Origin of the sequence: Streptomyces sp. NPDC048565 (assembly GCF_040650935.1) — a bacterium.
Taxonomy (GTDB): Bacteria; Actinomycetota; Actinomycetes; order Streptomycetales; family Streptomycetaceae; genus Streptomyces.
The window spans coordinates 31,373-56,253 of sequence record NZ_JBEZIH010000017.1; the positions used below are offsets into that span (position 1 = coordinate 31,373).

Annotated in this window: 25 protein-coding genes and 1 tRNA gene; 12 read left to right on the plus strand and 14 right to left on the minus strand. The window is 70.8% G+C overall.

The features are described from left to right. Positions 1 to 40 precede the first annotated feature (40 nt). The 3 genes from AB0C75_RS20830 to ugpC all read right to left on the minus strand — a co-directional run bounded on the left by AB0C75_RS20830 (position 41) and on the right by ugpC (position 2,567). Positions 41 to 760 (minus strand): nucleotidyltransferase family protein, encoded by a 720-nt coding sequence (locus tag AB0C75_RS20830; protein WP_362892883.1) that lies wholly within the window; start codon positions 758 to 760, stop codon positions 41 to 43. Positions 761 to 796: 36 nt separating this feature from the next. Next, complete coding sequence (locus AB0C75_RS20835; protein ID WP_362892885.1) at positions 797 to 1,210, minus strand: hypothetical protein; 414 nt, start codon at positions 1,208 to 1,210, stop codon at positions 797 to 799. Positions 1,211 to 1,430: 220 nt separating this feature from the next. Continuing rightward, positions 1,431 to 2,567: a sn-glycerol-3-phosphate ABC transporter ATP-binding protein UgpC gene (ugpC, locus tag AB0C75_RS20840; RefSeq protein WP_362892887.1), complete on the minus strand. Its 1,137-nt coding sequence runs from the start codon at positions 2,565 to 2,567 to the stop codon at positions 1,431 to 1,433. Positions 2,568 to 2,743: 176 nt separating this feature from the next. Here ugpC and AB0C75_RS20845 point away from each other — a divergent pair. Then, positions 2,744 to 2,821 (plus strand) — tRNA-Thr (locus AB0C75_RS20845). 12 nt (positions 2,822 to 2,833) lie between these two features. Here the strand turns inward: AB0C75_RS20845 and AB0C75_RS20850 are convergent. Further along, a complete protein-coding gene (locus tag AB0C75_RS20850) occupies positions 2,834 to 3,445 on the minus strand; it encodes a TetR/AcrR family transcriptional regulator (RefSeq protein WP_362892889.1) in 612 nt (203 codons plus the stop codon). A 197-nt stretch (positions 3,446 to 3,642) separates the two neighbouring features. Here AB0C75_RS20850 and AB0C75_RS20855 point away from each other — a divergent pair, with 197 nt between their 5' ends. From AB0C75_RS20855 to AB0C75_RS20870, 4 genes are read left to right on the plus strand one after another with little or no spacing between them, the layout of a single operon-like run. Beyond that, positions 3,643 to 4,257 carry a 2Fe-2S iron-sulfur cluster-binding protein gene (locus tag AB0C75_RS20855; RefSeq protein ID WP_362892891.1) on the plus strand — a complete coding sequence of 205 codons (615 nt, stop codon included), beginning with the start codon at positions 3,643 to 3,645 and terminating at the stop codon, positions 4,255 to 4,257. Continuing rightward, positions 4,254 to 5,246, plus strand: coding sequence for a xanthine dehydrogenase family protein subunit M (locus AB0C75_RS20860; RefSeq protein ID WP_362892893.1), 993 nt, complete (start codon positions 4,254 to 4,256; stop codon positions 5,244 to 5,246). The genes AB0C75_RS20855 and AB0C75_RS20860 overlap by 4 nt, the downstream gene beginning before the upstream one ends. Then, positions 5,243 to 7,375 (plus strand): xanthine dehydrogenase family protein molybdopterin-binding subunit, encoded by a 2,133-nt coding sequence (locus AB0C75_RS20865; RefSeq protein ID WP_362892894.1) that lies wholly within the window; start codon positions 5,243 to 5,245, stop codon positions 7,373 to 7,375. Before AB0C75_RS20860 ends, AB0C75_RS20865 begins: the two co-directional genes overlap by 4 nt. Then, a complete protein-coding gene (locus tag AB0C75_RS20870; RefSeq protein WP_362892897.1) occupies positions 7,368 to 8,519 on the plus strand; it encodes an XdhC/CoxI family protein in 1,152 nt (383 codons plus the stop codon). The genes AB0C75_RS20865 and AB0C75_RS20870 overlap by 8 nt, the downstream gene beginning before the upstream one ends. A gap of 19 nt (positions 8,520 to 8,538) precedes the next feature. On the opposite strand, the gene AB0C75_RS20875 is transcribed toward AB0C75_RS20870, so the two are convergent. Continuing rightward, positions 8,539 to 9,939, minus strand: coding sequence for an FAD-dependent oxidoreductase (locus AB0C75_RS20875; RefSeq protein ID WP_362892899.1), 1,401 nt, complete (start codon positions 9,937 to 9,939; stop codon positions 8,539 to 8,541). Between the two features lie 76 nt (positions 9,940 to 10,015). On the opposite strand from AB0C75_RS20875, the gene AB0C75_RS20880 reads away from it, so the two are divergent. Together AB0C75_RS20880 and AB0C75_RS20885 are read left to right on the plus strand one after the other, a co-directional pair. Continuing rightward, positions 10,016 to 10,942 carry an aminoglycoside phosphotransferase family protein gene (locus AB0C75_RS20880; protein ID WP_362892901.1) on the plus strand — a complete coding sequence of 309 codons (927 nt, stop codon included), beginning with the start codon at positions 10,016 to 10,018 and terminating at the stop codon, positions 10,940 to 10,942. A 9-nt stretch (positions 10,943 to 10,951) separates the two neighbouring features. Further along, positions 10,952 to 11,428 carry a GNAT family N-acetyltransferase gene (locus AB0C75_RS20885; RefSeq protein WP_362892903.1) on the plus strand — a complete coding sequence of 159 codons (477 nt, stop codon included), beginning with the start codon at positions 10,952 to 10,954 and terminating at the stop codon, positions 11,426 to 11,428. Positions 11,429 to 11,610: 182 nt separating this feature from the next. Here AB0C75_RS20885 and AB0C75_RS20890 read toward each other — a convergent pair whose 3' ends face one another. Continuing rightward, complete coding sequence (locus AB0C75_RS20890) at positions 11,611 to 12,807, minus strand: NAD(P)-binding protein (RefSeq protein ID WP_362892905.1); 1,197 nt, start codon at positions 12,805 to 12,807, stop codon at positions 11,611 to 11,613. A 98-nt stretch (positions 12,808 to 12,905) separates the two neighbouring features. Between AB0C75_RS20890 and AB0C75_RS20895 the strand changes: the two genes are divergently transcribed. Continuing rightward, entirely contained in the window at positions 12,906 to 13,613 is a 708-nt protein-coding gene (locus AB0C75_RS20895) for a pentapeptide repeat-containing protein (RefSeq protein ID WP_362892907.1), read from the plus strand. 40 nt (positions 13,614 to 13,653) lie between these two features. On the opposite strand, the gene AB0C75_RS20900 is transcribed toward AB0C75_RS20895, so the two are convergent. The 5 genes from AB0C75_RS20900 to AB0C75_RS20920 form a co-directional block, all read right to left on the minus strand. Continuing rightward, positions 13,654 to 14,151, minus strand: a complete 498-nt coding sequence (locus AB0C75_RS20900) for a hypothetical protein (RefSeq protein ID WP_031093423.1) — start codon at positions 14,149 to 14,151, stop codon at positions 13,654 to 13,656. Between the two features lie 56 nt (positions 14,152 to 14,207). Next, positions 14,208 to 15,224 (minus strand): hypothetical protein, encoded by a 1,017-nt coding sequence (locus AB0C75_RS20905; protein WP_362892909.1) that lies wholly within the window; start codon positions 15,222 to 15,224, stop codon positions 14,208 to 14,210. A 6-nt stretch (positions 15,225 to 15,230) separates the two neighbouring features. Next, a complete protein-coding gene (locus tag AB0C75_RS20910) occupies positions 15,231 to 15,458 on the minus strand; it encodes a hypothetical protein (RefSeq protein WP_362892911.1) in 228 nt (75 codons plus the stop codon). A 127-nt stretch (positions 15,459 to 15,585) separates the two neighbouring features. Beyond that, positions 15,586 to 17,175, minus strand: a complete 1,590-nt coding sequence (locus tag AB0C75_RS20915) for a M4 family metallopeptidase (RefSeq protein WP_362892913.1) — start codon at positions 17,173 to 17,175, stop codon at positions 15,586 to 15,588. Positions 17,176 to 17,439: 264 nt separating this feature from the next. Next, positions 17,440 to 18,015, minus strand: coding sequence for a TerD family protein (locus AB0C75_RS20920; RefSeq protein ID WP_362892915.1), 576 nt, complete (start codon positions 18,013 to 18,015; stop codon positions 17,440 to 17,442). A gap of 172 nt (positions 18,016 to 18,187) precedes the next feature. Here AB0C75_RS20920 and arfB point away from each other — a divergent pair, with 172 nt between their 5' ends. Further along, complete coding sequence (arfB, locus tag AB0C75_RS20925) at positions 18,188 to 18,622, plus strand: alternative ribosome rescue aminoacyl-tRNA hydrolase ArfB (protein ID WP_205018118.1); 435 nt, start codon at positions 18,188 to 18,190, stop codon at positions 18,620 to 18,622. 84 nt (positions 18,623 to 18,706) lie between these two features. On the opposite strand, the gene AB0C75_RS20930 is transcribed toward arfB, so the two are convergent. Beyond that, positions 18,707 to 19,213, minus strand: coding sequence for a flavin reductase family protein (locus tag AB0C75_RS20930; RefSeq protein WP_362892917.1), 507 nt, complete (start codon positions 19,211 to 19,213; stop codon positions 18,707 to 18,709). A gap of 361 nt (positions 19,214 to 19,574) precedes the next feature. Between AB0C75_RS20930 and cdgB the strand changes: the two genes are divergently transcribed. Both cdgB and AB0C75_RS20940 read left to right on the plus strand, forming a co-directional pair. After that, positions 19,575 to 21,230, plus strand: a complete 1,656-nt coding sequence (cdgB, locus tag AB0C75_RS20935) for a diguanylate cyclase CdgB (RefSeq protein WP_362892919.1) — start codon at positions 19,575 to 19,577, stop codon at positions 21,228 to 21,230. 132 nt (positions 21,231 to 21,362) lie between these two features. Beyond that, complete coding sequence (locus tag AB0C75_RS20940) at positions 21,363 to 22,346, plus strand: carbohydrate-binding protein (RefSeq protein WP_362892921.1); 984 nt, start codon at positions 21,363 to 21,365, stop codon at positions 22,344 to 22,346. Between the two features lie 8 nt (positions 22,347 to 22,354). On the opposite strand, the gene AB0C75_RS20945 is transcribed toward AB0C75_RS20940, so the two are convergent. Further along, complete coding sequence (locus tag AB0C75_RS20945) at positions 22,355 to 22,993, minus strand: helix-turn-helix domain-containing protein (protein WP_362892923.1); 639 nt, start codon at positions 22,991 to 22,993, stop codon at positions 22,355 to 22,357. A gap of 84 nt (positions 22,994 to 23,077) precedes the next feature. On the opposite strand from AB0C75_RS20945, the gene AB0C75_RS20950 reads away from it, so the two are divergent. Beyond that, complete coding sequence (locus AB0C75_RS20950) at positions 23,078 to 24,199, plus strand: saccharopine dehydrogenase NADP-binding domain-containing protein (protein WP_362892925.1); 1,122 nt, start codon at positions 23,078 to 23,080, stop codon at positions 24,197 to 24,199. A gap of 35 nt (positions 24,200 to 24,234) precedes the next feature. Here the strand turns inward: AB0C75_RS20950 and AB0C75_RS20955 are convergent, their stop codons facing one another. Further along, positions 24,235 to 24,855: a helix-turn-helix domain-containing protein gene (locus AB0C75_RS20955; protein WP_362892927.1), complete on the minus strand. Its 621-nt coding sequence runs from the start codon at positions 24,853 to 24,855 to the stop codon at positions 24,235 to 24,237. Positions 24,856 to 24,881 lie beyond the last annotated feature (26 nt).

Genomic DNA, 24,881 nt, shown 5'->3' on the forward strand with positions numbered 1-24,881 from the left:
CGAACCCTTGGTGGCCGTCCTCAAGTGTGTGCGGTCGGTCTCAGCCGCCCGCCTGGCCGCCCAGCTCCTTCGCCGCCTCCGTGAGGTCCTTCGCGGTGTCGATCGCCCGCCAGTACGCCCCGTGCGGCAGCGGGAACCCGGCAAGCCGGCGCTCACGGGCCAGCCGCGGGAAGGTCGTACGCTCATGGTCGCCGCGGTCCGGCAGCATCGCGGTGAACGCGGGCGCGAAGACGTACACACCCGCGTTGATCAGATACGGCGACGGCGGAGACTCGATGAAGTCGGTGATGTGCCCGAACGCGTCCGTCTCCACGGCCCCCCAGGGGATCCGCGGACGGGCCAGCGCGAGCGTCGCGGTGGCGTCCCGCTCGGCGTGGAACGCGGCCATCTCCCGCAGCGAGAAGCGCGTCCAGATGTCACCGTTCGTCGCGTACCAGGGTTCCGACGGATCGGGCAGCCGCGCCGCGGCGTGCTTCAGACCGCCGCCCCGGCCCAAGGGCTCGGTCTCGACGACGGTCGTGACGCGCAACGGAAGAACGGCCGAGTCCAGCCACTCCTCCAGCACATCGGCAAGATGGCCGCACGAGACCACGGCGTCGGTGACACCCTCGGCGGCCAGCCAGGACAGCTGATGGCCGATGATCGGGGTCCCGGTCCCCGGGATCTCGACCATCGGCTTGGGGCGGTCATCGGTGTACGGGCGCAACCGCGAGCCCTGACCACCCGCCAGGATCACGGCCTGCGTCGGAAACGTATGCATGCCAGGCACGATAGGCCGTGCCCGGGCACACCCGGCTCAGCTGAACTGCGCGACGCCCGAGGCGAACGACGTGTCGCAGACCGGACGGGAGAAACGGTGGGCGCGCGTCGGGCCGTACTGGTCCACGGCGGCCTTGCCCAGCGCCTTCGCGATCGACATGCAGTGCTTGGCCAGGGACGGCCGACCCTCGACGGTGCGCTGAAGGCTCGTCAGCGCGACCCCCGGGTCCTTCTCACGGAGCTCAAGCAGGAGCTTGTCCCGCAGAATGTCCTGGGGTGCCTGGGCCTTCGCCTTCTTGGCGGTGGTCTCGGATGCGGCGGTCAGCAGCTGGGTCTCGGTGTCCTGCCCCGACCACTGCACACGGGTGACCGCGAGGGTCCCGGACAGAACCATGACGACGGGCAGTACGAGGGCTAGGGTTCGGCCGATTCGGCGCGCGGTGTGGGTCACGCAGGCGAGCGTAGCGGGCAGTGATGACTTGGCGACATTTCGTCACCCCTGTGGGGGATGGTTCGAGAGCCTCTTTCGAATTACGCGTTGACGGGGCGTGGGGAATTGACCGGTGTGCCGGGGAATCCGGCCACGCGAACGGCCCCGCGCCATCGAGGAGATCCTCGATGGCGCGGGGCCGTGACGACTGGAACGACGTGCGGGTCGGACAGCCGGACGATCAGGCGGTCAGGCGCTCACCGGTCGACGTCGCGAAGACGTGCAGCTCCTCCGGGCGCGGCACGACGTGCAGCTCGGTGCCCTTCTCCGGTACGGCACGGCCGCCGACACGGACGACCAGGTCCTTGTGCTCGCCACCGACCTGCGCGGCACCGTAGACGAAGCCGTCGGCGCCGAGCTCCTCGACGACGTTGACGGCGACGGCCAGACCGGCCGGGGCGTCGGCCGAACCCTTGGAGAGGCCCTGCGCGGCGGCGCCACCGTGCTCGACGATGTCGAAGTGCTCGGGGCGGATGCCGACCGTGACGGTGCGGTCGCCACGGTCCGCGGCGGCGCTGAGCGCCTCGCGGGAGACGGGCACGACGCTGTTGCCGAACTTCACGCCACCGTCGGTGATCGGGACCTCGACGAGGTTCATCGCCGGGGAGCCGATGAAGCCGGCCACGAAGAGGTTCGCCGGGCGGTCGTACATGTTGCGCGGCGAGTCGACCTGCTGGAGCAGACCGTCCTTGAGGACCGCGACACGGTCGCCCATGGTGAGGGCCTCGACCTGGTCGTGGGTGACGTACACGGTGGTGATGCCGAGACGGCGCTGCAGCGAGGCGATCTGCGTACGCGTCGACACACGGAGCTTGGCGTCGAGGTTCGACAGCGGCTCGTCCATGAGGAAGACCTGCGGCTCACGCACGATCGCGCGGCCCATCGCCACACGCTGGCGCTGACCACCGGAGAGCGCCTTCGGCTTGCGGTCCAGGTAGTCGGTGAGGTCCAGCATCTTGGCGGCCTCTTCGACCTTCGCCCGGATCTCGGTCTTGTTCACACCGGCGATCTTGAGGGCGAAGCCCATGTTGTCCGCGACGGACATGTGCGGGTAGAGCGCGTAGTTCTGGAACACCATGGCGATGTCCCGGTCCTTCGGCGGCAGGTGCGTGACGTCGCGGTCACCGATGCGGATCGCACCGCCGTTGACGTCCTCGAGACCCGCGAGCATGCGCAGGGAGGTCGACTTGCCGCAACCGGAAGGACCGACGAGGACGAGGAACTCGCCGTCCTCGATGTCGATCTCGAGCTGGTCCACAGCCGGCTTCGTGGAACCGGGGTAGACGCGGGACGCCTTGTCGAACGTGACACTGGCCATGACGGTTCTTCTCCTCCACCGGCAGGAACGTGCCGGACGATCCGAGTAGGGAGTGGTGTGGTCCACTGGAGTGAACCTGAGGTGACGCTACCTGGCGTTTTCGAATCTGTCAGCAGTCCGGGGTCCCGAATATCGAGCGGGTTCCGGTCCTGGCGTTGGTTACAATGCTTCCGCATGCCTCCTTAGCTCAGTCCGGCCAGAGCAACGCACTTGTAATGCGTAGGTCGTCGGTTCGAATCCGACAGGGGGCTCCACGAAGGCCCAGGTCAGGAATCCTCTGATCTGGGCCTTTCCGTGCTCCCCCCGTCCGGGGCTCCCGCGCGCAAGCCGTCCATGACGAGGTCCAGGAGGCGGGCGGCCCGTGGTTGCCAGTCGCCGTGGGGGTCCAGTTGCCAGAGGCCGGCTATGGCGAGGATGAAGTCGTCCGCGGTCACTCCGGGGCGTATGGCGCCGGCCCTCTCGTTGGTGCGGAGCAGGGTTTCCGCCGCGGACATCAGCGAGGTGTGGCCCGGCTTCTCCGGGCTGCCCGGTGCGCCGGTGGCCTGGCGGATGGCGTCCGCGAGGCCGGCCTTGGTCATGGCGAATCCGGCGAGGTGGTCCATCCACGCGCGCAGGGCCCGGTCCGGCTCGTGGGTCCTGATCAGCTCGGTCGCGGCGTCGGCGACCTGTTTCATCTCGTGGCGGTAGATCTCCAGGACCAGGGCTTCGCGGCTGGGGAAGTTGCGGTAGAACGTGCCCTGCCCGACGCCCGCCTTCCTGGCGATCACGCTGAGCGGGACGTCCGCGCAGAGCGTCAGTTCCGTCAGGGCCACCTCCAGGATGCGCTCACGGTTCCGCTGCGCATCCGAGCGCAGAGGCGCGTCCTTCTTCTGCTGCACTCGTCCTCCTCGCGGGTTCGTGGCCGAATCCCACCCTTGCTAAGTGGACAACTGTCCACTACGTTTTTCACGCTGAGTGGACAGCTGTCCGGTTAGGTTCACCTTAGCGGTGAGCGGCCCCGGCGGACAGCCGTACTTCTGGCCCCCGTCGCCGCGCCGGCGTCGGTGTCCGTCCGGAATGTGAGAGAAGGCTGATCATGGCCCCAGCGCCCACGTCGACGTACAGCCCCGTGACCTTGAACATCAACGGCGAGAAGCACACGCTGACCGTCGACCACCGCACCACCCTGCTCGACGCCCTGCGTGAGCGGCTCGATCTGACCGGCACGAAGAAGGGCTGTGACCAGGGGCAATGCGGTGCCTGCACCGTTCTGCTCGATCAGCGTCGTGCTGTCGCCTGCCTGCAGCTGGCGGTGGCGGCCGAGGGGCGGGAGATCACCACCATCGAGGGCGTCGCCGAGGGTGAGCAACTGCACCCCGTGCAGCAGGCGTTCCTCGATCTCGACGGTTACCAGTGCGGGTACTGCACGCCGGGCCAGATCTGTTCGGCCGTCGCGGTGATCGAGGAGCATGCCGCCGGCTGGCCGAGTGCCGCCACCGATGACGTACGCCCTGAAGCGGGGCCACCGCCGCTGACGGCCGAGGAGATCCGGGAGCGGATGAGCGGCAACCTGTGCCGCTGCGGCGCGTATGTCTCGATCGTGCAGGCGGTCGCCAGGGCGGCCGAGGCCGATGCGACGGCCCGAGCGGCGGACGGTGAACGGGCCGCGGGGAGCAAGCCCGTGGTGAAGCGTGCGGGGGCGGCGGCATGAGGGAGTTCGGATATGAGCGCGCGGTCGATGTCTCCGGCGCCATCGCGCTGCTCGACGCCGACCCGGACGCCCGGTTCCTCGGCGGCGGTACGAACCTCGTCGACCTGATGAAGACCGGTGTGGAGCGGCCCGGCAGGCTCGTCGACGTACGTGAACTCCCGCTGGACCGGATCGAGGTGGCCGAGGACGGCGGGCTGCGGATCGGTGCGACCGTCACCAACAGCGACCTCGCGGCGCACCTGGAGGTGCGACGGAACTACCCGGCGCTGACCCAGGCGGTGCTGGCAGGCGCGTCGGGGCAGCTGCGCAACATGGCCACCGTCGGCGGGAACCTGCTGCAACGGACCCGCTGCGGTTACTTCGCCGACGTGACCAAGCCGTGCAACAAGCGTGTGCCCGGCAGCGGCTGTCCCGCGATCGAGGGCGAGCACCACAACCACGCGGTGCTGGGGGCCTCCGACCATTGCGTGGCCACCAGTCCGTCCGATCTGGGGGTGGCGCTGGCGGCCTTCGACGCCGTCGTCGAGTACGAGACGGCCGACGGGCCGGGCCGGCTGCCGCTCGCCGACTTCTATCTGCCGGTGGGCGACACCCCGCACCGGGAGACCGCCCTTCCGGTGGGCGCGCTGATCACCGGCGTCACCCTGCCGCCCGCTCCGGTGGCGGCCAACTCCCGCTACCGCAAGGTGCGTGAGCGGGCGTCGTACGCCTTCGCGATCGGTTCGATCGCCGCGGCGCTGGATGTCCGTGACGGTGTTGTGAGCGAGGTGCGACTGGCCTTCGGGGCGGTCGCCTCCCGTCCGTGGCGGGCGCGTACGGCCGAGCAGGCCCTGGTCGGCGGGCCCGCCGATGCCGCGGCCTTCGCCGCCGCGGCCGATGCCGAACTGGCGGCCGCCCGGCCGCTGCCGCACAACGGATACAAGGTGACGCTGATGCGCAACCTCGTCGTCGCCGTGCTGAGCGAACTCGCCGAGGAGGCAGCCCGATGACCACCACCACGACCGGGGCAGCCAGGGCGGCGAAGGCCGTCGGCGCCGCGCACACCCGTGTGGAGGGCCGGGACAAGGTCACCGGCGCCGCTCGTTACGCCGGGGAGATCCCCTTCGCCGGCCTCGCGCACGGATGGCTGGTGCTGTCGACCATCACCCGTGGCCGTGTCCGTTCGGTGGAGACGGCGGAGGTCCTGGAGATGCCGGGTGTCCTCGCTGTCCTGCACCACGGGAACGCCCCGCGGGTCGACACCGATTACGTCGGCATGCTCGGGATGCCGCCGGACCCGACCGTCGCCGTCTTCCAGCACGACCGGGTGCCGCACGCGGGCTGGCCGGTCGCGCTGGTCGTGGCCGAGACCTCCGAGCAGGCCAGGGAGGCCGCCGAGGCGCTGGTGGTGTGGTACGAGGAGGAGCCGCACGACGTCACGTTCGCCGGTGAGCACCCGGACGCGTACTCGATCTCAGGTCCGGGTGGGGAGGGGGTGACGGGGAAGGGCGACCTGGAGGCGGAGCTGGGCGCGTCCGACGTGGTCCTGGACGCCGAGTACTCCACTCCGGAGGAGCACCACAACTCGATGGAGCCCCATGCGGCGACGGCCCTGTGGGACGGCGGCCGGCTGGAGGTCGTGGACTCCAACCAGGGCACGGTGTGGGTCGCGGGTGAGCTCGCGAACCTCTTCTCGCTCGACCCGGCTTCGGTGCGGGTGCGGTCCGAGCATGTGGGTGGTGGCTTCGGGAGCAAGGGCGTACGCGCGCACCAGGTCGCGGCGGTGATGGCGGCCACGACTCTGGCGCGGCCGGTCCGGGTCGTCATGACGCGCCGTCAGATGTTTTCGCTCGCCGGCTATCGGAGCCCCACGAGGCAGCGGGTCAGGCTGGGTGCCGATGCCGAGGGGCGGCTGCGTGCGCTGGAGCACAGCTGCCTGAGTCTCACCTCGACCGTGCACGAGTTCATCGAGTCGGGCGCGGGTGTGGCGCGGGTGATGTACGACGCCCCCGCTCACCACACCGCCAACCGGGTCGTGCGGCTCGATGTGCCGAGTCCGACGTTCATGCGCGCTCCCGGTGAGGCGCCCGGGTCGTTCGCGCTGGAGTCGGCGCTCGACGAACTCGCCGAGAAGTGCGGCATCGATCCGATCGAGCTGCGCACGCGCAACGAGCCCGAGGTCGGTCCGGTCTCCGGGCTGCCGTTCAGCACCCGCAATCTGCCCGCCTGCTTCCGGGAGGGCGCGCGCAGGTTCGGCTGGGCCGACCGGGACCCGCGTCCCGGGGTGCGCAGGGACGGGCGCTGGCTGCTCGGTACGGGGACGGCGGCGGCCTCGTTCTTCGCGGGGGCGGCGCCTTCCACGGCGGCCGCGACCGCGGAGGCCGACGGCACCTTCACCGTGCGGATCAATGCTGCGGACATCGGGACCGGGGCACGGACGGCCCTCACCCTGGTCGCCGCCGACGCCCTCGATGTGCCGACCGACCGGGTGCGCGTACGGATCGGTGACAGTGACTTCGGCCAGGCGATGATCGCCGGCGGCTCGATGGGCACCCGGTCGTGGGCATGGGCGGTGACGGCCGCGGCCGATGAACTGCGGGAGCGGATCGCCCTGGGCGACGGGATCCCGCCGGAGGGCATCACGGTGCGGTCGGACACCACCGCCGCCATCGGGGCCCTCGCGCAGAAGGAGCGGCATTCCTTCGGGGCGCAGTTCGCCGAGGTCGCCGTGGATGTGGCCACCGGGGAGGTGCGCGTGCGTCGCATGCTCGGCATCTTCGCCGCCGGGCGGATCGTCAACCCGCTCACGGCGCGTGGCCAGTTCACCGGCGGGATGATCTGGGGCATCTCCATGGCCCTGCACGAGGAGGCCGTCAGGGACCGGAACACCGGTGCTCTCTACGGTGCGGATCTCGCGGGCTATCACGTCGCGTCGAACGCCGATGTGCCGCTCGTCGAGGCGGACTGGGTGGATGACCCGGATCCGGACGACCCGGTCGGGATCAAGGGCATCGGTGAGGTCGGGATCGTGGGGGCGGCGGCGGCGATCGCGAACGCGGTCTGGCACGCGACCGGTGTACGCCATCGGACTCTGCCCATCAGGCCGGACCGTGTTCTCACGGCGGGCCCGCATGCTTGACATCGCCGGCGAGCTGGCCCGCTGGGCCGATGAGGGCCGGGAGTTCGCCGTCGCCACGGTGGTGGCCGTCGGCGGCAGTGCGCCGCGCGGGCCGGGCGCCGCGCTCGCTGTCGACAGCGAGGGCACGGTGGTCGGTTCGGTCTCCGGCGGTTGTGTGGAGGGGGCGGTGTACGACCTGTGCCTCCAGGCGCTCCAGGACGGTGGGACCGTCCTGGAGCGGTTCGGCTACAGCGATGAGGACGCCTTCGCGGTGGGCCTGACCTGCGGTGGGGTCATCGATGTCATGGTGACCCCGGTCGGTGCGCGAGCGCCCGTCCGGGAGGTGTTCCGGTCGGCGCTCTCGGCCGCCGCGTCGGGCGGACCTCTGGCCCTGGCCAGGGTCGTCCGGGGCCCGGCCGAGCTGTTGGGCGGGGCGCTGTTGGTGCACCCCGGCGGATCGTACGAGGGGTCGTACGGCGGCTCCGCGGAGCTGGACCGGACGGTGGCGGCCGAGGCGGGGGCGATGCTGGATGCCGGGCGCACCGGCACCCTCGCACTCGCGGAGGACGGAACGCACTGCCCGGGCGGCCTCACTCTCCTCGTCGAGGCGAACGTGCCGCCGCCTCGCATGATCGTGTTCGGAGCGATCGACTTCGCCCAGGCGCTGGTCCGCGTCGGCAAGTTCCTCGGCTACCACGTGACGGTGTGCGACGCCCGTCCGGTCTTCGCGACCAGGGCCCGTTTCCCCGAGGCCGACGATCTCGTCGTGGACTGGCCGCACCGCTATCTCCGGCGCACGGGGACGGACGGGCGCACGGTGCTGTGCGTGCTCACCCACGACGCGAAGTTCGACATACCCCTGCTGGAGCAGGCCCTGCGGTTGCCTGTCGCGTTCGTGGGAGCGATGGGGTCGCGCCGGACCCATGCGGACCGCGACCGGAAGCTGCGGGAAGCGGGCCTGGGGGACGAGGAGCTGGCTCGGCTGAGGTCGCCGATCGGTCTTGACATCGGGGCCCGTACGCCCGAGGAGACGGCCCTGTCCATCGCGGCGGAGATCGTGGCGGCCCGGAGGGGTGGGACGGGTGTCCCGCTGACGGGTTCCGCGACGCCGATTCACCGGGACGGCAGGCGGGACGACCACCGGGACGGGGCGGAGGCCGCCTGAAGGCCGCGGACCGGCCGGTTCAGTGGCGGCCCGCGATGCGGTTCGCCACCTTCGCGACGCGGTCCGTGCCGAGGCGCGGTGAGGTGGTCTCCCTGCGGTCCGCCGTGCGGTAGGCGGCGTACAGGGCGTGGACGCCGAGCCAGCGCAGGGGTTCGGGTTCCCAGCGGCGGACCTTGTGGTTGACCCAGGGCAGGGCGGTCAGGTCGGTGGGGCCGGCCTGGCCTGAGTCCTGCTGGATCAGGTCGCGCAGGGTACGGGCCGCGAGGTTGGCGGTGGCGACGCCGGAGCCGACGTAGCCGCCGGCCCAGCCGAGGCCGGTGGAGCGGTCCAGGGTGACGGTCGCGCACCAGTCGCGGGGAACGCCGAGCACGCCGGACCAGGCGTGGTCGATGCGGGTGCCCGCGGTGGTGGGGAAGAAGCGGACGAGCAGGTCGCGAAGTTCCTCGACGGTCGCGGGGCGGGTGCGTCCGTCGTGGTCGGTCGCGGAGCCGTAGCGGTAGGGGAACCCGCGCCCGCCGATGGCGATGCGGTCGTCGGCGGTGCGCTGGGCGTACATGTAGGCGTGGGCCGTGTCGCCCAGGGTCTCGCGGCCGTCCCAGCCGATGGTGTCCCAGAGGGTCTTGGACAGGGGCTCGGTGACGATCATCGAGGAGTTCATGGGGAGCCAGGTGCGCTTCTGGCCCTTGAGCCCCGCGGTGAAGCCCTCGGTGCAGCGCAGCACGTAGGGGGCGCGGACCGTGCCGTACGGGGTGACGGCGTGCTTGGGCTTGATCTCGGTGACGGGGGTCGACTCGTGGATCGTGACGCCGAGGGCCTCCACGGTGTCTGCGAGGCCCTTGACGAGTTTGGCGGGGTGCAGGCGTGCGCCGTGCGGGGTCCAACTGGAGCCGACGGCTCCGGACACTCGGACGCGTTCGGCGGTGTCGCGGGCGCCGTGCAGGACGCGGTCGGTCTCGCCGAAGGCGATCTCGACGGAGTGGAAGTCCTTGAGGCGGGCGAGCTGGGAGGGGGTGCGGGCGACTTCGAGTACACCGCCGTGGTGGATGTCGGCGTCGATGTTCTCCTCGCCGGCGATGCGGATGACTTCGCCGACGGTGTCGTTCATGGCCTGCTGGAGGCGGACGGCGGCGTCGTGGCCGTGCAGCCTGGCGTAGCGGTCGCGGCCCGCGATGCCGTTGTAGAGCCAGCCGCCGTTGCGGCCGGATGCGCCGTAGCCGCAGAACTTCGCTTCGAGGACGGTGATGTTGAGGAAGGGGACGGCCTTCTTGAGGTAGTACGCCGTCCAGAGTCCGGTGTAGCCGCCGCCGACGATGCAGACGTCGGCGCTCGTGCCGCCGGGCAGGGGTTCGCGTGGGGCCGGGGTGCCCTCGTTCGCGTACCAGAACGATATGCCGCCGTTGACGGTACTGACGGTGCTCATGTGTCCCCTGCTTGTCCGTGTGCAGCCCAGTCGCTGGTGGGACGGTACCGCTTGGTGAGGCCCTACGCTCGCAGGCGTGATCGACGTTCCGGATGACTTGGCCGTGAATCTGAGTGAGCACAAGGGCGCGGCGGGACGGGAGTTCGCCGTCGGGCTGCCGGGGCTGGCGGGGAGGTTCCTGGAGGAGTGGGGGCTGCGGCCCGACGGGGCACCGATGTGCGGGATGTGCGCGTTGGTGGTTCCTGTGGTGCGGGAGGCCGATGGCCGTGGGGCGGCGCTGAAGCTGCAGATGGTGGATGCGGAGACGGTGGGGGAGCCGGTCGCGCTACGGGCCTGGGGTGCGGCGGGCGCGGGGGTGGTGGGCCTGCTGGAGCATGACGCGGCGACGGGCACGATGCTGCTGGAACGGCTCGACGAGCGGCGGCCGTTGACCGGCGTCCCGGACGTGCGGGTGGCGGTGCGGACGCTCGCTCAGTCGCTGGCCCGGCTGGTGCGTGTGCCGGCTCCGCCGGGGATGAGGCGGCTGGCGGACGCCGCGGCCAGGATGCTGGAGGAGACCCCCGGGGCGGTCGGCCTGCTGACGGATGCGCGGGAGCGGCGGCTGCTGCTGGACTGCGCGTCCGCGGTACAGGAGGTCGCGGGGGAGCCGGGGGACCGTCTGCTGCACTGGGATCTGCACTACGCGAACATCCTGGCCGGGCGCGCGGATGAGCACCGGGCGGGGGAGTGGGTCGTGCTGGATCCGAAGCCTCTCGCGGGCGATCCGGGGTTCGATCTCTTCCCGGCGCTTGACCAGAGGTTCGACGCGTCCGATGTGCTGTGGAGGTTCGATCTGCTGTGCGGGGTGCTGGGCCTTGACCGGGAGCGTGCGCGGGCGTGGACGTTGGGGCGGGTGTTGCAGAACGCGTTGTGGGGGATCGGGCGCGGGAGGCCGCGGCTGTGGCCGGACCATGCGGAGATCGGCCGCCGGCTGCTGGGGCGGGACTTTCGAAACGCGCCCTAGGCTGCCTCCATGATTCGTACCGCCACTTCCGAAGACGTCCCCGCGATCTACGCCATGGTCCGTGAGCTCGCCGAGTACGAGAAGGCGCTCGACGAGGCGAAGGCCACCGAGGAGCAGCTGCGCGAGGCCCTGTTCGGTGAGCGGCCCGCCGCGTACGCGCATGTCGCGGTGTCGGACGACGACGGCGAAGTGGTCGGTTTCGCGCTGTGGTTCCTCAACTTCTCGACGTGGCGCGGGGTGCACGGGGTCTATCTGGAGGACCTGTACGTGCGCCCCGAGCGGCGCGGCGGCGGTTACGGGAAGGCGCTGCTGAGGGAGCTGGCGCGGATCTGCGTGGAACGCGGTTACGGGCGTCTGGAGTGGTCGGTGCTGGACTGGAACGCCCCGTCCATCGCCTTCTACGAGTCCCTGGGCGCGCGTCCTCAGGACGGCTGGACGGTGTACCGGCTCGACGACGGGGCGCTGGCGGAGCTCGGCGCGGCCTGAGGCCGTCTACGTCGCCGTGCTCGGCCTGTTCCCTCCTCGCCCGATGGTGAGCATCTGACCGCCGGAGGCTCCGTGGACGAGGTCCTCCGCGGGACCGAAGGCATGGAGGCGGATGGCGTACAGGGTGGGACTCCCCGGGTGCTGGTGCGTGGCGACTGCTCCCACCTCAGGTGCGCTTGAGGTCAAGGAGTTCCTGCTGTGCGGGGAGTGTCCTGTGCCGTCCTGCCGAGGAGTCCCAGAGCCAGGACCGCCGCTTCGATGCCGCTGTTGAACGAGACTTCGCTGAGGAGTCCTGGGGCGGCCACCTGGTCGCCCGCGAGGAGGATTCCGTCGCCGCGGTCGACGGCGGGCCGGTCGCGCCAGGTGGTGCCGGGCTTGTCGACGGCGCCGGTACGTCCGGACGCCAGGGCCTCCCGGCGCCAGGTTGTGCGGTCGTGCAGACCGGCGAAACCGAGGCCGAGCAGGTGCTCGGCGCGGCGTACGGCGTCGGCGCGCGGGGCGGCCGGGGCAAGGGGGATCTGTGCCTGGACGAGCTGTTCGCCCGCCGGGGCGAGGGTCGGATCCTGGGCGGTGAACCGTTCGATCCAGCCGGGGGCGTCGAGGTCGGAGATGATGAACGGGTCGCCGCGCCGGGTCCGCAGGGCCAGGTCGAGCAGGGCGGTCCGGCCGCTGTCCCAGGTCAGGGCGGGGTCGTCCAGCAGGGTGCGGGCAGAGTCCAGATGGGTGGCGACGATCACAGGTCCGCTGCGGTGGAAGTCGGCCAGATCGCGTGGGCCGACGCGTCCGGCGGTTTCGATGCGCACGCCGAGGCTCCAGGCCCGGGACGCCATCCGGTCGACGAGCTCCGCCCAGCCGCCCACGGGGTAGTGGGCCTCGGGCGGAAGGGCGGTGGCGCGGCGCAGGCGTTCCTGGACGAAGGCGGCGGAGAGCGAACCCGGGTCGTGGTGGAAGAGGGCCACGCCCATGTAGTTCGCTGCCGCGCGTGCGCCTTCTTCGCCCACCTGGCGGGTGGCCCAGCTGAGGAAGTCGGCGTCGACCGGGGCCCGGCGGGCGGCGCGGCGGGTGAGGCGCAGCATGGCGAGGGGCGGGGTCCTGCGCAGGGCGCCGTCGCGGTGGAAGAGGAAACGGGTGCCTTCGAGCGGTGGTACTGAGGCGACACGGCCCAGGAGCCCTCGCTGTTCGAGCCAGGTCCAGTGCGGTCCGCGGTGGTACAGGGCGTGTGGTCCCTCGTTGGTGAGGTAGGGGCCGTCGGAGGTCCTGGCCCGGCCGCCGAGGGTGTGGTGGGCCTCGTGGAGGGTGACCTGGACCCGGGATTCGGCGGCGGTGATCGCGGCGGTCAGTCCGGCGAGGCCGCCGCCGACGATGTGGATGCGCTGCATGGCTGTCTCCTCGCGGTGGGCGCTTCTGCCTGGAGGACGGTTCGGCCGGCCGGTTCTGTGACACCTGGCCGCGGTCGATGTCAGTGGTGTGCGCCACGATGGGGGGCATGGCACGTACAGGCAACAGGAGCAGCAGGGGCGCGGGCGCGAAGGACGGGGTGGCCGAGGCGCGGCGGCCGGAGGTCCGGTTGCCGCCCCTGACGGAGTTCGACGGGGAGGGGCTGGAGCCCGACGGCGATTACGACGGGGTGCGGTTCGACGGGACGGACCTGGCCGACGCGTCGGGTCCTGGAGCGCGCTTCATGGACTGTGAGCTGCGCGGCTGCGCCCTGGATCGGGCGGAGCTGGTGCGGGCCAGGTTCATCGACTCGGTGCTGACGGGGGTGCGGGGTGTGGGCACCGATCTCGCGGGGGCGTCGCTGCGTGATGTGGAGGTCCTGGACGCGCGGCTGGGAGGGGTGCAGCTGCACGGCGGGGTGCTGGAGCGGGTGCTGGTGCGGGGCGGGAAGATCGACTATCTGAATCTCCGCAAGGCGCGGCTGAAGGACGTCGTGTTCGAGGGGTGCGTGCTCTCGGAGCCGGATTTCGGTGAGGCACAGCTGGTCCGGGTGGAGTTCCGGGACTGTGTGCTGAAGCGCGCGGACTTCAGCGCGGTGCGGATGGAGTCCGTCGATCTGCGGACGGTCGCCGAGCTCGACATCGCGCGGGGTGTGGAGCGGCTGGCGGGGGCGGTGATCAGCCCGTCGCAGCTGATGGAGCTGGCTCCGGCGTTCGCGGCGCAGATCGGGGTGCGGGTGGAGGGTTAGCGCGACGGCCTGTCGGCTTTCCTGTGGGTCTGCGGGGCTGTCAGAGGCGGGGGAAGCGGGCCTGGAGGTCCCATACGACGGGGTTGTCGGCGAGGCCTTCGTGCATGTCGGCCAGGTCGGCGATGAGGTCGTGCAGGAAGTCGCGGGCCTCGCGGCGCAGCAGGGAGTGGCTGAAGGTGAGCGGGGGCTCGTCGCCGGGCATCCAGTCGGCCTCGACGTCGACCCAGCCGAAGCGGCGCTCGAAGAGCATGCGGTCGGAGGACTCGGTGAAGTCGAGCTCGGCGTACTGCTGGCGGTGCGAGCGGTTGCCCCGGGGGTCGCGGTCGATCTGCTCGACGATGTCGCACAGGGCCCAGGCGAAGTCGAGTACGGGGACCCATCCCCAGGCTGTGGACACCTCGCGGTCGGCTTTGGTGTCGGCGAGGTAGACGTCCCCGGAGAACAGGTCGTGCCGCAGGGCACGGACGTCCGCGCGGCGGTAGTCGGTCTGCGGGGGGTCCGGGAAGCGCCGGGAGAGGGAGTAGCCGATGTCGAGCACGGTTCGATGGTGTCATGCCGCGCGGGCAGGCCGTGCCGTCCGGCCCGCACGCCGGGTCAGGCGCAGCCGAGCGAGGCGCGTGCGGCCTCGGTGAAGCGGTCTGCCACGTCGGATGCCTTGAACAGGGTCGCTTCGGCCTTCTCCTCCGGGGTGTCCGGGGCGTAGACGTAGGTGGCGGTGTCCATCGCGAAGTAGGTCTCCTTGCCGCCGCAGACGGCATGGTCGAAGCGCCGTTCCTTCGCCGCCGCCAGCAGTTCCGGGTTGCGGATGATCGCGAGGCGGACGAAGGGCTCGCGCTCGTCGTCCCGGGGCAGGCCTGTGGCGGGGTGGTCGAGGGAGAGGTCGCAGAACCAGGAGTCGTCGCGGGAGCCCGAGGTCTGTTCCCGCAGAGGGCTGCCCGCAGGAGCCTCGGCTCCGAGGGCGAAGCCGTCAAGGCCGCACACCTCGGCCGGGTCGCTCTTGGCGGGAGCGGATGCTGCGACGAGGTCCGCCGTGGCGTTCTTCGGCTGTGGGGCGGCGGGTGCGCAGTCGTGGTCGGCGGCGAGCTCACGGGCGGCTCCCTGCGCCAGCCGGGCGAGCTCCGTCGGATCCACGTCACCCCGCCTGACGTTGACATGCAGGACCGTACGGGAGCCCGGTGCCGTCCCGTCGCCTATCGCCGCGCAGCCGGCCGGAAGGGACACCCAGCCGTTGCCGTGCTGGTCGAAGGCGCCGGGCAGGGCGCCGGGCAGGATGTTCTGGGCACCCGACACATCCCACCCCCCTCGGGCGAAGGGGTCGACGGCGTTGACGGACAACGGCTCAAGAGCCACCTGCGCGTCCTTGGCGCCCGGGAGCCAGCCGGACTGCTCCACGAAGCAGCTGTCCGCGTGATCGGTCTTCCCGGTCACCCGGCCGAATCCGTCGAAAGTCTTCCCGACGTCCCCGCTGCTCAGCCACCCGTCGCACAGGTCGTTCGGCCCCAGAGCGTTGGTGTTGGTCGCCGTTGTCACCCCCGCCACCACGACCAGCGCGCAGATGGAGGCAGCGACCAGCCATACCCGGCGGTCCTTGCGGGGTGTTTCCGTGCTCATTCGTGCTCAGTCCCGTCCGAGGTGGACAGCGCCGTCGCCGCTCGATCCCGAGTAGGGCTGCTTGGCCTCGTTGCGCATAGCCTGCCAGGCGTCCCGGTCGGGGTCGTTCTTGCTGTTCTTCGGGTCGTCGACGTCCACACCCCGGTCCTCGGCCCAGGCGTCGATGAGGCTGTACGTACCGCCGATGCCCGAGCTGTAGTGATCCGAGTTCTTCTCCACGGCCGCCTGGTCCACCGCCTGGATGACATCCTTGGACCACTCGTAGGTCGCCGCGTCGACGGCAGGAGCCGGCCCGCCCGAGGCCGGCCGACTCCTGTGGGACTTCAGTCGGGACTCCCGTGGGACTCCCCTGGGGGCGCCGTTACTTCACGTTGACGGCGGTCCAGGCGGCGTCGACGGCCGCGGTTTCGGTGCTGTCCGCCCCGAACAGGTCGGTGGCGGCCTTCTCGGTCGCGACGCGGGCGTCCGCGTAGTCGGTGCTCGACGTCATGTAGACGGAGAGCGCCTTGTACCAGATCTGGTAGGCGGCCTGGCGGCCGATGCCCTCGACCGTGGAGCCGTCGGCGGTCGGGGAGTCGTAGTCGACGTCGCCGATGGTCTTGGCTCCGCTGCCCTCGGCCAGCAGGTAGAAGAAGTGGTTGGCGACACCGGAGGAGTAGTGGACGTCCAGGTCGCCGAGGTCGGCGTCCCAGTAGTCGGCCGAGCCGCCGTCCTTGCTCGGCTCGTCCATGTAGCGCAGGGGGGTTCCGTCGCCGTTGATGTCGAGCTTCTCGCCGATGAGGTAGTCACCGGGGTCGGTGGCGTTGTCGGCGAAGAACTCGACGGAGGTGCCGAATATGTCGCTGGTCGCCTCGTTGAGGCCACCGGACTCACCGGCGTAGTCGAGGTTGGCGGTGGCAGCCGTCAGGCCGTGGCTCATCTCGTGGCCGGCGACGTCGACCGCGGTGAGCGCGCTCTTGTCGTCGGCACCGTCGCCGTAGGTCATGCAGAAGCAGCTGTCGTCCCAGAAGGCGTTGACGTAGCCGCTGCTGTAGTGGACGCGGGAGTACGCCGCCTTGCCGTCCCCGGCTATGCCGTCGCGGCCCAGCTCCGACTTGTAGAAGTCCCAGGTCGCCGCCGCACCGTAGTGGGCGTCGACCGCGGCGGTCTGGCCGTCGTCGCCGGTGCCGTCGCCCCAGGTGTCGTCGTCGTCGGTGACGAGCTCGCCGGTGCCGCTCTCGCCCTGGCCGAGGTCGTACGTCTTGTGGCCGCCCCGGTCGCCGTCGGTCAGCTCGAAGCCCGAACCGCTCTCGGTGGTGGAGAGCTCGACCTCACCGCTGTACTGGCTGTTGCCGGTGCCCGTCTCGATGGCCTCGTAGCTGTGCAGCTGCTTGCCGGTCGTGGCGTCGGTGATGACGTGCAGCCGGCTGGGTGTGCCGTCCTTCTGGACACCGGTCTTGACGGTCTCGAAGGCGAGGGCGGGCTTGCCGCTGCCCGCCCAGACGACGGTGCGCGCGTTCGCCGCGGCCTTCAGCTTCGGCTGCGTCGAGGGGACGGTGATGCGGGCGTCGGTGGCCTTGTCCACGCCCTTCGACGCGCCGTCGGCGGCGGTGTGCGTGACGAGGTCGCCGCCGAGGACCGGCAGTCCGGCGTAGGTGCGCTCGTAGCGGGTGTGGACGGTGCCGTGGGCGTCCTTGATCACATCACGGACGATCAGTTTCTCCTGGCTGCCGAGTCCGAGGGACTTCGCGGCGGCCGGGGCGTCGGACTGGGCGGACTGGAGGGCGGTGGCGCGCTGGGTCGCCGTGTTCACGCCGAGCGCGGTGGCGCCGGCGACGGTGCGGGAGGAAGAGGCGGTGTCATCCGCGGTGCGCGAACCGGCCGTTGCGGTACCGGTCTGGATGCCGACGACGACCATCGCTGCGGCAGCGGCCAGGGCGGCGGCGCGACGGGTGTTCATGTGGGGGGTCATGCCTTCTCCGTTGCTCGTTCCTGTGGGGGTTACGAGCAGAGAGCGTGCCACTGAATGAACGACTTTGACGGGTCGCCGACAATTACCTCACAAGTTTTTGACCAGTTCTTGTCCGACTGGAGTTCTTCTGTGTCCGCTATATGAAGCGAAGTCAGCTACGCACACGGTCCTGGCGTCGCGCGAAGGACGCCCGAACGCGGCCGGACGCACGGGAGCCCCCGGCCGACCGGAGTCGGACGAGGGCTCGCGCGGGAAGCCGCTACCTCAGAGGTTGACGCCGAAGTCCTGGGCGATGCCGCTCAGACCCGAGGCGTAACCCTGGCCTACGGCGCGGAACTTCCACTCCTCGCCGTTGCGGTAGAGCTCGCCGAAGACCATGGCGGTCTCGGTGGCGGCGTCCTCGCTCAGGTCGTAGCGGGCGATCTCGGTCCCGCCGGCCTGGTTGATGATGCGGATGAAGGCGTTCCGCACCTGGCCGAAGTTCTGGCTGCGCGCCTCGGCGTCGTAGATGGAGACCGGGAAGACGATCTTGTCGATGTCCGCCGGAAGGCCCGCGAGGTTGACGTTGATCTGCTCGTCGTCGCCTTCGCCCTGGCCCGTGACGTTGTCACCGGTGTGGACGATGGTCTGGTCCGGCGTCGCCTTGTTGTTGAAGAAGACGAAGTGGCCGTCGGAGTAGACCTGACCGGCGGCGTTGACAGCGATCGCCGAGGCGTCGAGGTCGAAGTCCGTGCCGGTGGTGGTGCGGACGTCCCAGCCGAGGCCGACCGTGACGGCGGTCAGGCCCGGGGCCTCCTTGGTGAGCGAGACGTTGCCGCCCTTGGACAGGCTTACAGCCATGGGAAGTCCCTTTCCTCGTCGTGTGCGGGCTTCGTGCCATCACGAAAGCTACCGTCACCCGTCCTAACGCAGGCAAGAGACTACGAGGTTCCTGTTCGCTTTACTTTCTTTGCCGAATTTCCGGCCGGATGCGCGCAAAACAAGGTGACGAACCGGCCGCGCGCCAGGGAACATGGGTGTCATGTCCGGGCCCTATGTCATCCGCGGTTCGGTCTCCCTGCCGGAGGCCGAACTCATGTGGCGTTTCTCGCGGTCCTCCGGGCCCGGCGGGCAGCACGTCAACACGAGCGACTCCCAGGTGGAGCTCCGCTTCGACCTCGCGGCGACCGAGTCCCTGCCCGAGGTGTGGAAGGCCCGTGCGCTCGAACGCCTCGCGAGCCGGCTGGTCGGCGGTGTCGTGTCCGTACGCGCTTCGGAGCACCGCTCCCAGTGGCGCAACCGTGAGACGGCCGCCGTGCGGCTCGCGGCGCTCCTGGCGGAGGCCACCGCGCCACCGCCGAAGCCGCGCCTCAAGAAGAAGATTCCGCGCGGGATCAACGAACGCAGGCTGCGCGAGAAGAAGCAGCGCGGCGACACGAAGCGGGGGCGCTCCGGCCGCGACTGGTAAGGCGGAACCCGCCGCGAGGGTCCGGCGGAGAGCGGGCCGCGAGCGGCCCGGTGGGGGAGAAGGCGGCCGCGAGCGGCCCGGTGTTCAGCCCAGTTGCCGGTAGCGGCCCTTGAAGTACGTCAGCGGCTCGCCGTCCGAGCTCGGCAGCGATGCCGTCAGCACCCGGCCGATCACCAGCGTGTGGTCGCCCGCCGGGACCCGCTGCTCCGTGCGGCACTCCAGGGTGGCCAGTGCCCCGCCCATCAGGAGCGCGCCCGTGGTGTCGCCCCGTGTGCCGGGGATGTCCTCGAACAGCAGTCGGTCACTGATCCGCCCCTTCATGGCGAACCGGCCGGCGATCTGCCGCTGGCTCTGCGCCAGTACCGACACCGCCCACAGGGGCTGTTCGGCCAGCAGGTCGTCCATCCGTGAGTCGTTGCGCAGGCTCACCATGACCAGCGGCGGGTCGAGGGACACGGACATGAAGGCGGTCGCCGTCATCCCGACGTCCTCGCCCCGGCCGTCCGCGTCCAGCGGCGGCTCCTGCGCGGTGACCAGCACCACGCCCGCGGCCAGGCGGGACAGGGCGGCGCGGAATTCGTCGTTGCTCACCCCTTCAGCATGGGGGACGGCTTCGGATCGCGAGGCGGGGGGAGTCTTCTGCAGCACACCGGGCACGCTAGTCCCGCGACACGCGGGCTCGCATCGGGCCACAGGACCAGCCGGGTCCTAGGACCACGGTCCGGGACCGGTTCCGGAGGAGCGCCGATTTGCTTGTGGAGAACAACAGCGGCCTCTGAGGGAGCCTCGAACAACTCTTTACCATCTGTTGTGACTTGAGTCACAGAGAGCAATATTTGTTGACCCTGTGTACCGGGTGCACAGCTCACTGTGATTCAGTGGCCGTGACAGTGCAACAAGTACGTCGATATGAAACCTGGAGTTGCTGTCGAGGTCTCAGGGAGTGCGAGCAATGGAGGCCGAGTCGGAGCCGTACGTCCGCCTTGCGACCATGCGGCAGTTGCACCAGGCCGTCGCTGATCTCAATACGGCGCGGAGCCTGGCGGACACGCTGCAGTCCGTGGCCGACGGCATCGTCGCCGGCCTCGGGTACGAACTGGGCTGCGTGAATCTCGTCCGGCCCGACGGCGATCTCGTCGTCGCCGCGTTCGCCGGCAACAGGGCCGCGGAATCCCTGATCACCGGCCGTGTCGGCTCCCGTGAATCCTGGGAGCGCAGGCTGTCGATGGGCGAGGCCTGGGACGAGCTCCGGTTCATACCGCACACCGAGGGCTGGGTGCTCCTCGACGACGACGTACCGCAGTGGCACACCGACGGGCCCGAGCCCCGCTTCGAGGACGAGTGGCACCCCCTGGACCGCCTCTACGCCCCCATGTACGCCTCCGGCGGAGGAAGCCTGGATCTTCTCGGGGTCCTCTCGGTCGACAGGCCGCGCAACGGCCGTCGACCCGGCGCCTGGGGCCGTGAAGCCCTCCAGATGTACGCATCCCAGGCGGCCATTGCGATCAGTAACGCTCGCCTTCGAGCAAACATGCAGCGCGCCCTGGTCAGACTGGAGCGCGAGCAGCAGGCGCTGCGAGCCAGTGAGGAATCCTTCCGTCAGGCCTTCGAGTACGCGCCGAGCGGCATGGCCATCGCCGAGATCGGGGGCGAGCAGCACGGCAGGCTGCTGCGCACCAATGACGCGCTCTGTCGCCTCATGGGGCGCCCCGCGTCCGTCCTGCGCCGCTACTCCTTCGCCGACCTCGTCCACCCCGAGGACATCGGCACCCTGCTGCGCACCTCGGCCGAGGGCGGCCGGGCGGAGCTGCGGCTCGGCCGCAGGGACGGCACGTATCTCTGGGTCTCCCTGCGCAACTCCGTCGTCGCCGACACCACCGACGGCCCCCGCTTCCTGCTCACGCATGTCGAGGACATCGAGGAGCGCAAGCGCAACGAGCTGCACCTCGCGCACCGCGCCTCGCACGACGCGCTCACCGGTCTGCCCAACAGCGCGGAGCTGCGCGCCCGGCTCGGCGCGCGGCTGTGTGAGAGGCCTCACGCCGTGACCTCCACCGCGATCGAGGCGCTGGACGCCGCCTACGGCGACGTGGAGAGCACGGCCCACGGCTACCGGGCGGACGGCCACGAGGGGGAGGCGGCTCCGGGTGTCGGACCCTACGACCACCATGTGCACATCGTGGCGCCCGATCCGGACCGCGACGACGGGGCCAAGGGGCTCGCGGTGCTCTTCTGCGACCTGGACGGCTTCAAGTCCATCAACGACCGTTTCGGGCACCACGCGGGTGACGCGGTTCTCATCGAGGTCGCCAGGCGGCTGACGACCTGCGTACGGGACGGTGACACCGTCGCGCGGCTCGGGGGTGACGAATTCGTCGTCCTCGCGGACGGTCTCGGGTCGGCAGATGCCGCAGATCTGGCCGTACGCTTGCGTAATGCCATTATTCCGCCCATCCGGGTGGACGGCCGGGCAGTCAGGGTCGGGGCGAGCTTCGGTATCGGCTGGGCCGAGTGCGGCATGACCGAGGAAGAGGTCCTGCACTCCGCCGACCAGCGGATGTACATGGAGAAGCGGTCCCGGTCGAAGGTTCACCGCAGAGCCGGCTGACGTTCATGCCCCGGCTGTCCCCGTACACCGCCCGGTTTTCCGGGGGGCCGATGGCAATTCGACGCGTGCTCCGTTCGGGGTAGGCTCGGCCGGTCGGCGACGGCTGGCGACATGGTGAGGAGTGACCCAGGGATGACGGCCGGAAACAACGGCGCGAGCAAGCCCGAGGACGACGATCCGTTCGGCTATCTGTACGAGGACGGGCGGGCGGCAGGCGCACAGCCGCCCGGGCAGGGTGGATACGGCTACCCGGGTCCGGCCGCACAGCCCGGGGTGCCCAGGACGTCGTACAACCAGGTGCGGACGGTCGGTGAGCGCCAGTACGGGCAGGTCCCGCCGCAGCAGGCGTACGGACAGCAGCCTCCGCAGTACGGTCAGCCGAACGCGCAGTACGCGGCGCCGGAGACCTATCCCGGCGGTGCTCCCGCGGCGCAGAGCCAGGTCCCGCCGTACGGCGGGGGCGGGGACGGCAGGAACTCCGGTTCCGGCCGTGGCGGCCCCAACACCAAGGCGCTGCTGATCGCGGCCGTCGCCGTGGTCGCGGTGGTGCTCATCGGTATCGGTGCCGCGCTCATGACGGGCGACGACAACGGGGACAAGAAGGCCGAGGCCGGTTCGTCGGAGGGCCCGGCCGGCGAGGTCCAGGACTCCCCGGAGCCGGAGAAGTCCGCCGACGCGTCCGAGAAGCCCGTCAATCTGCCTGAGCAGGACGCGGCGACGCTGACGCTCGGCGGTACGGCCGCCCTGGACAACACGGTCAAGGGTGCCAAGAGCGCCAACGGCCAGTACATCAGCCTCAACGAGGTCGGCCGGTCGGCGACCTGGACGGTCGAGGTGCCGAAGGGCGGCGAGTACACGCTGTTCGTGACGTACGGGGTGCCGGGCAAGGACGCCAAGACGTCCCTCACGGTCAACGACGAGGACCCCCGTTCGATCAACATGAAGAACTACGCGCAGGCCGCGGAGGGTGACCTGGAGAAGGGCTGGACGAACACGTACGCCTTCGTGCAGCTGAAGGAGGGGCCGAACACCCTGATGCTGTCCTGCAACGAGGGCGACTCGTGTGACGCCAACCTCGACCAGCTGTCGCTGAAGTCGGGCCACGTCAAGGGCTGACCGCCCGCTCAGGAGCCCCCGGCAACAACACCGTCGTCCCGGTCATCGCGCAGCGAGCCGGGACGCGGTGTTTTCGGCTGTTCGTCGTCGGTCAGGGTTTCCCGCACCGACGCGGCGACGGTGCGGAGGCAGGACGGGAGGTCGGTGCGTCCCTCGGCGTCGACCCACCGGGCGAACGCGTTCTGGAAGACGACCGTTGCGATCTGGGCAGCAAGACCGGCCCTGTCGGGATCCACGCCGCGCTGTCGGAGCGCGTCACGTATCGCTGTGGTGACCTCGGCGTGCTTGGTGCGCTCGCGTTCCTGGAGTTCCGCGCTGCTGTTGATCACGGCGCGGCGTTCCGCGGCGTGCTCGATGAGCGCGCCGAGCCGCGCGCCGACCCGGGTGAGGGCGTCGAGCGCCGTGGACAGGGGGGACAGGCCCCCCTCGGCGTCCAGGACCGCGGCGGCCACCGCGCCGGGAAGCTGCTCGGAGCCCGCGAACAGGACTTCGCGTTTGTCGGCGAAGTAGCGGAAGTAGGACCGCCGGGTGATTCCCGCGCGCTCGGCGATCTGCGACACGGTGACGCTGTCGTATCCGTGCTCGCCGTAGAGCTCCAGCGCGGCCTTCTTGAGGCGCTCTTCCGTTCCGGGGTCCCATCTCGCCATGGTCCGATCCTACCAAGCTGATGTCTCACTGTGTCATCGGTGCTAGCCTCAGTGATGACACAGTGAGACATCACGATGGGAGGAATGATCACGATGCCGAACAGGACGACGTCGGACGAAGCGGAGCAGGGCAGGCGGACCGGCGAGGTGTGGATCCTGGGCGCCACGGGCCGGATCGGCCGTGCGGTCGCCGCACGCCTCGTGGCCCAGGGAGTCGTGCCCGTGCTGGTGGGGCGTGACGAGGAGCGTCTGCGCGCGGCCGGGGCGGCTCTCGGCCCGGACGCCGGGGCGAGGACACTCGTCGCCGGTACGGCGGAGCGCATCGCCGCCGAGATCACGCGGCAGCGGCCCGCCGTGGTCGTCAACACCATCGGCGACTACGCCGCGACGGGCGCGCCGATCGCCCGAGCCTGCATGCCGGGCGGGCACTACGTGGACCTGGCCGCCGATCTGACCGCCATCCCCCTGCTGCTCGGCCTGCACCAGGACGCGAAGGCCGCGGGCAGCACCCTGGTGACCGGCGCGGGGTTCGGCGTCCTGGCGACCGAGGCGGTCGTGGCGACACTGTGCGAGGGCCGTCCCACTCCGCAGGAGGTGCGGGTGGACGCCCTGGCGTCGGTGGCGGTCGAGGCCGGGGCTATGGGCACCGCCTTCGCTCTCTCCGTCGTCGACGTGCTGACCACCGGCGGACGCCGCTACGAGAACGGCCGACCGGTCAGGGCCCGGCTCGGCGGGAGCCCGCAGCACCTCACGCTGCCCGACGGGCAGCGAGTGAAGTCGGCCGGTGTCCCGTCGGGCGAGCTCCTGGCCGCCCGGCTGGCGAGCGGGGCGCCGTCCGTCACCGTGACCTCCGCACTGGCCCCGGCCTCGCCCGTCGTCCGGGCCGTACTGCCCCTGCTGGGGGCGCTGCTGTCCGTCCCGTCCCTGCGCCGGTTCGCTGTCCGCCGGATGGCACGGATGACCGGTCGGGCCACTCCCAGGCCCCGACAGCACTCCTGGGGGCACGCCGTCGTCACCTGGCCCGACGGCACCGGCCGCGAGGGCTGGCTGCGCGCCGGGGACGGCATGGACTACACGGCCGACGTCGCCACGGAGACCGCCCTGCGGCTGTCACGGGGCGAGGCCGAGCCCGGCGCCTACACCCCGGCGGCGGCCTTCGGGCCCGCTCTGGCCACCGCGGCCGGGGGCGAGTTCGTGCTCGGCTGATCGCGGCCGGGCTGGATTTCCCGGACAGACGGTTCTCAGCGCGACAGGGGCAGCCGGACGGCCGGTGGGAGCGGAGCCGGTACCGGGTCCGCCCGGAACGACTGGATCATCAGGGCGGCGAAGCGGCGTGACGCCGCCGCCCTCATCCCGGGCGACTCGGCGCGGATGCCTTCGTTCGCCATCAGCGCCAGGCTGATGTCCTCCACCACGAAATCCGCCCGCAGGGAGCCCGTCTCCTTCGCGCGCCGCACCAGTTCGTACATCATGCGCAGCGTGCGGTCGCGTTCCTCGGCGAAGCCGGCGACCCGGGGAAGCCGCGAGGTGAACGCGCGGGCGAAGCCCCGGTCGAGGGCGTGCGCCTCCATGAGCCCCTCGATCACCCGGCAGAACCCACGCCAGGGATCGGGCTCCGCCAGGCCCTCCTCCATGACCGCCGAGCAGGAGGCCATCTGCTCGGCGAAGGCATCGGCCAGCAGGTCCTCCTTGGTCCGGAAGTGCCGGTAGACGGTGGCCACCCCGACCCCTGCGCGCCGGGCGATCTCCCGGATCGGCACATCGATGCCTTCGGCGGCGAACGCCACGCGGGCGACCGCGAGGATGCGTCCGCGGTTGTCGCGGGCGTCCGAGCGCAGGGGCGTTCCCACTTGTCGGGTCATCACTCTCACTTTAGCCAAACGGACGG

Coding starts and splice junctions, on each gene's coding strand:
- AB0C75_RS20830 (WP_362892883.1), bottom strand. CDS start 760: ATGCATACGTTTCCGACGCAGGCCGTGATCCTGGCGGGTGGTCAGGGC.
- ugpC (WP_362892887.1), bottom strand. CDS start 2,567: ATGGCCAGTGTCACGTTCGACAAGGCGTCCCGCGTCTACCCCGGTTCC.
- AB0C75_RS20855 (WP_362892891.1), top strand. CDS start 3,643: ATGGCCCCAGCGCCCACGTCGACGTACAGCCCCGTGACCTTGAACATC.
- AB0C75_RS20860 (WP_362892893.1), top strand. CDS start 4,254: ATGAGGGAGTTCGGATATGAGCGCGCGGTCGATGTCTCCGGCGCCATC.
- AB0C75_RS20865 (WP_362892894.1), top strand. CDS start 5,243: ATGACCACCACCACGACCGGGGCAGCCAGGGCGGCGAAGGCCGTCGGC.
- AB0C75_RS20870 (WP_362892897.1), top strand. CDS start 7,368: ATGCTTGACATCGCCGGCGAGCTGGCCCGCTGGGCCGATGAGGGCCGG.
- AB0C75_RS20875 (WP_362892899.1), bottom strand. CDS start 9,939: ATGAGCACCGTCAGTACCGTCAACGGCGGCATATCGTTCTGGTACGCG.
- AB0C75_RS20885 (WP_362892903.1), top strand. CDS start 10,952: ATGATTCGTACCGCCACTTCCGAAGACGTCCCCGCGATCTACGCCATG.
- AB0C75_RS20890 (WP_362892905.1), bottom strand. CDS start 12,807: ATGCAGCGCATCCACATCGTCGGCGGCGGCCTCGCCGGACTGACCGCC.
- AB0C75_RS20895 (WP_362892907.1), top strand. CDS start 12,906: ATGGGGGGCATGGCACGTACAGGCAACAGGAGCAGCAGGGGCGCGGGC.
- AB0C75_RS20905 (WP_362892909.1), bottom strand. CDS start 15,224: ATGAGCACGGAAACACCCCGCAAGGACCGCCGGGTATGGCTGGTCGCT.
- AB0C75_RS20915 (WP_362892913.1), bottom strand. CDS start 17,175: ATGACCCCCCACATGAACACCCGTCGCGCCGCCGCCCTGGCCGCTGCC.
- AB0C75_RS20920 (WP_362892915.1), bottom strand. CDS start 18,015: ATGGCTGTAAGCCTGTCCAAGGGCGGCAACGTCTCGCTCACCAAGGAG.
- arfB (WP_205018118.1), top strand. CDS start 18,188: ATGGGTGTCATGTCCGGGCCCTATGTCATCCGCGGTTCGGTCTCCCTG.
- cdgB (WP_362892919.1), top strand. CDS start 19,575: ATGGAGGCCGAGTCGGAGCCGTACGTCCGCCTTGCGACCATGCGGCAG.
- AB0C75_RS20940 (WP_362892921.1), top strand. CDS start 21,363: ATGACGGCCGGAAACAACGGCGCGAGCAAGCCCGAGGACGACGATCCG.
- AB0C75_RS20945 (WP_362892923.1), bottom strand. CDS start 22,993: ATGGCGAGATGGGACCCCGGAACGGAAGAGCGCCTCAAGAAGGCCGCG.
- AB0C75_RS20950 (WP_362892925.1), top strand. CDS start 23,078: ATGATCACGATGCCGAACAGGACGACGTCGGACGAAGCGGAGCAGGGC.
- AB0C75_RS20955 (WP_362892927.1), bottom strand. CDS start 24,855: ATGACCCGACAAGTGGGAACGCCCCTGCGCTCGGACGCCCGCGACAAC.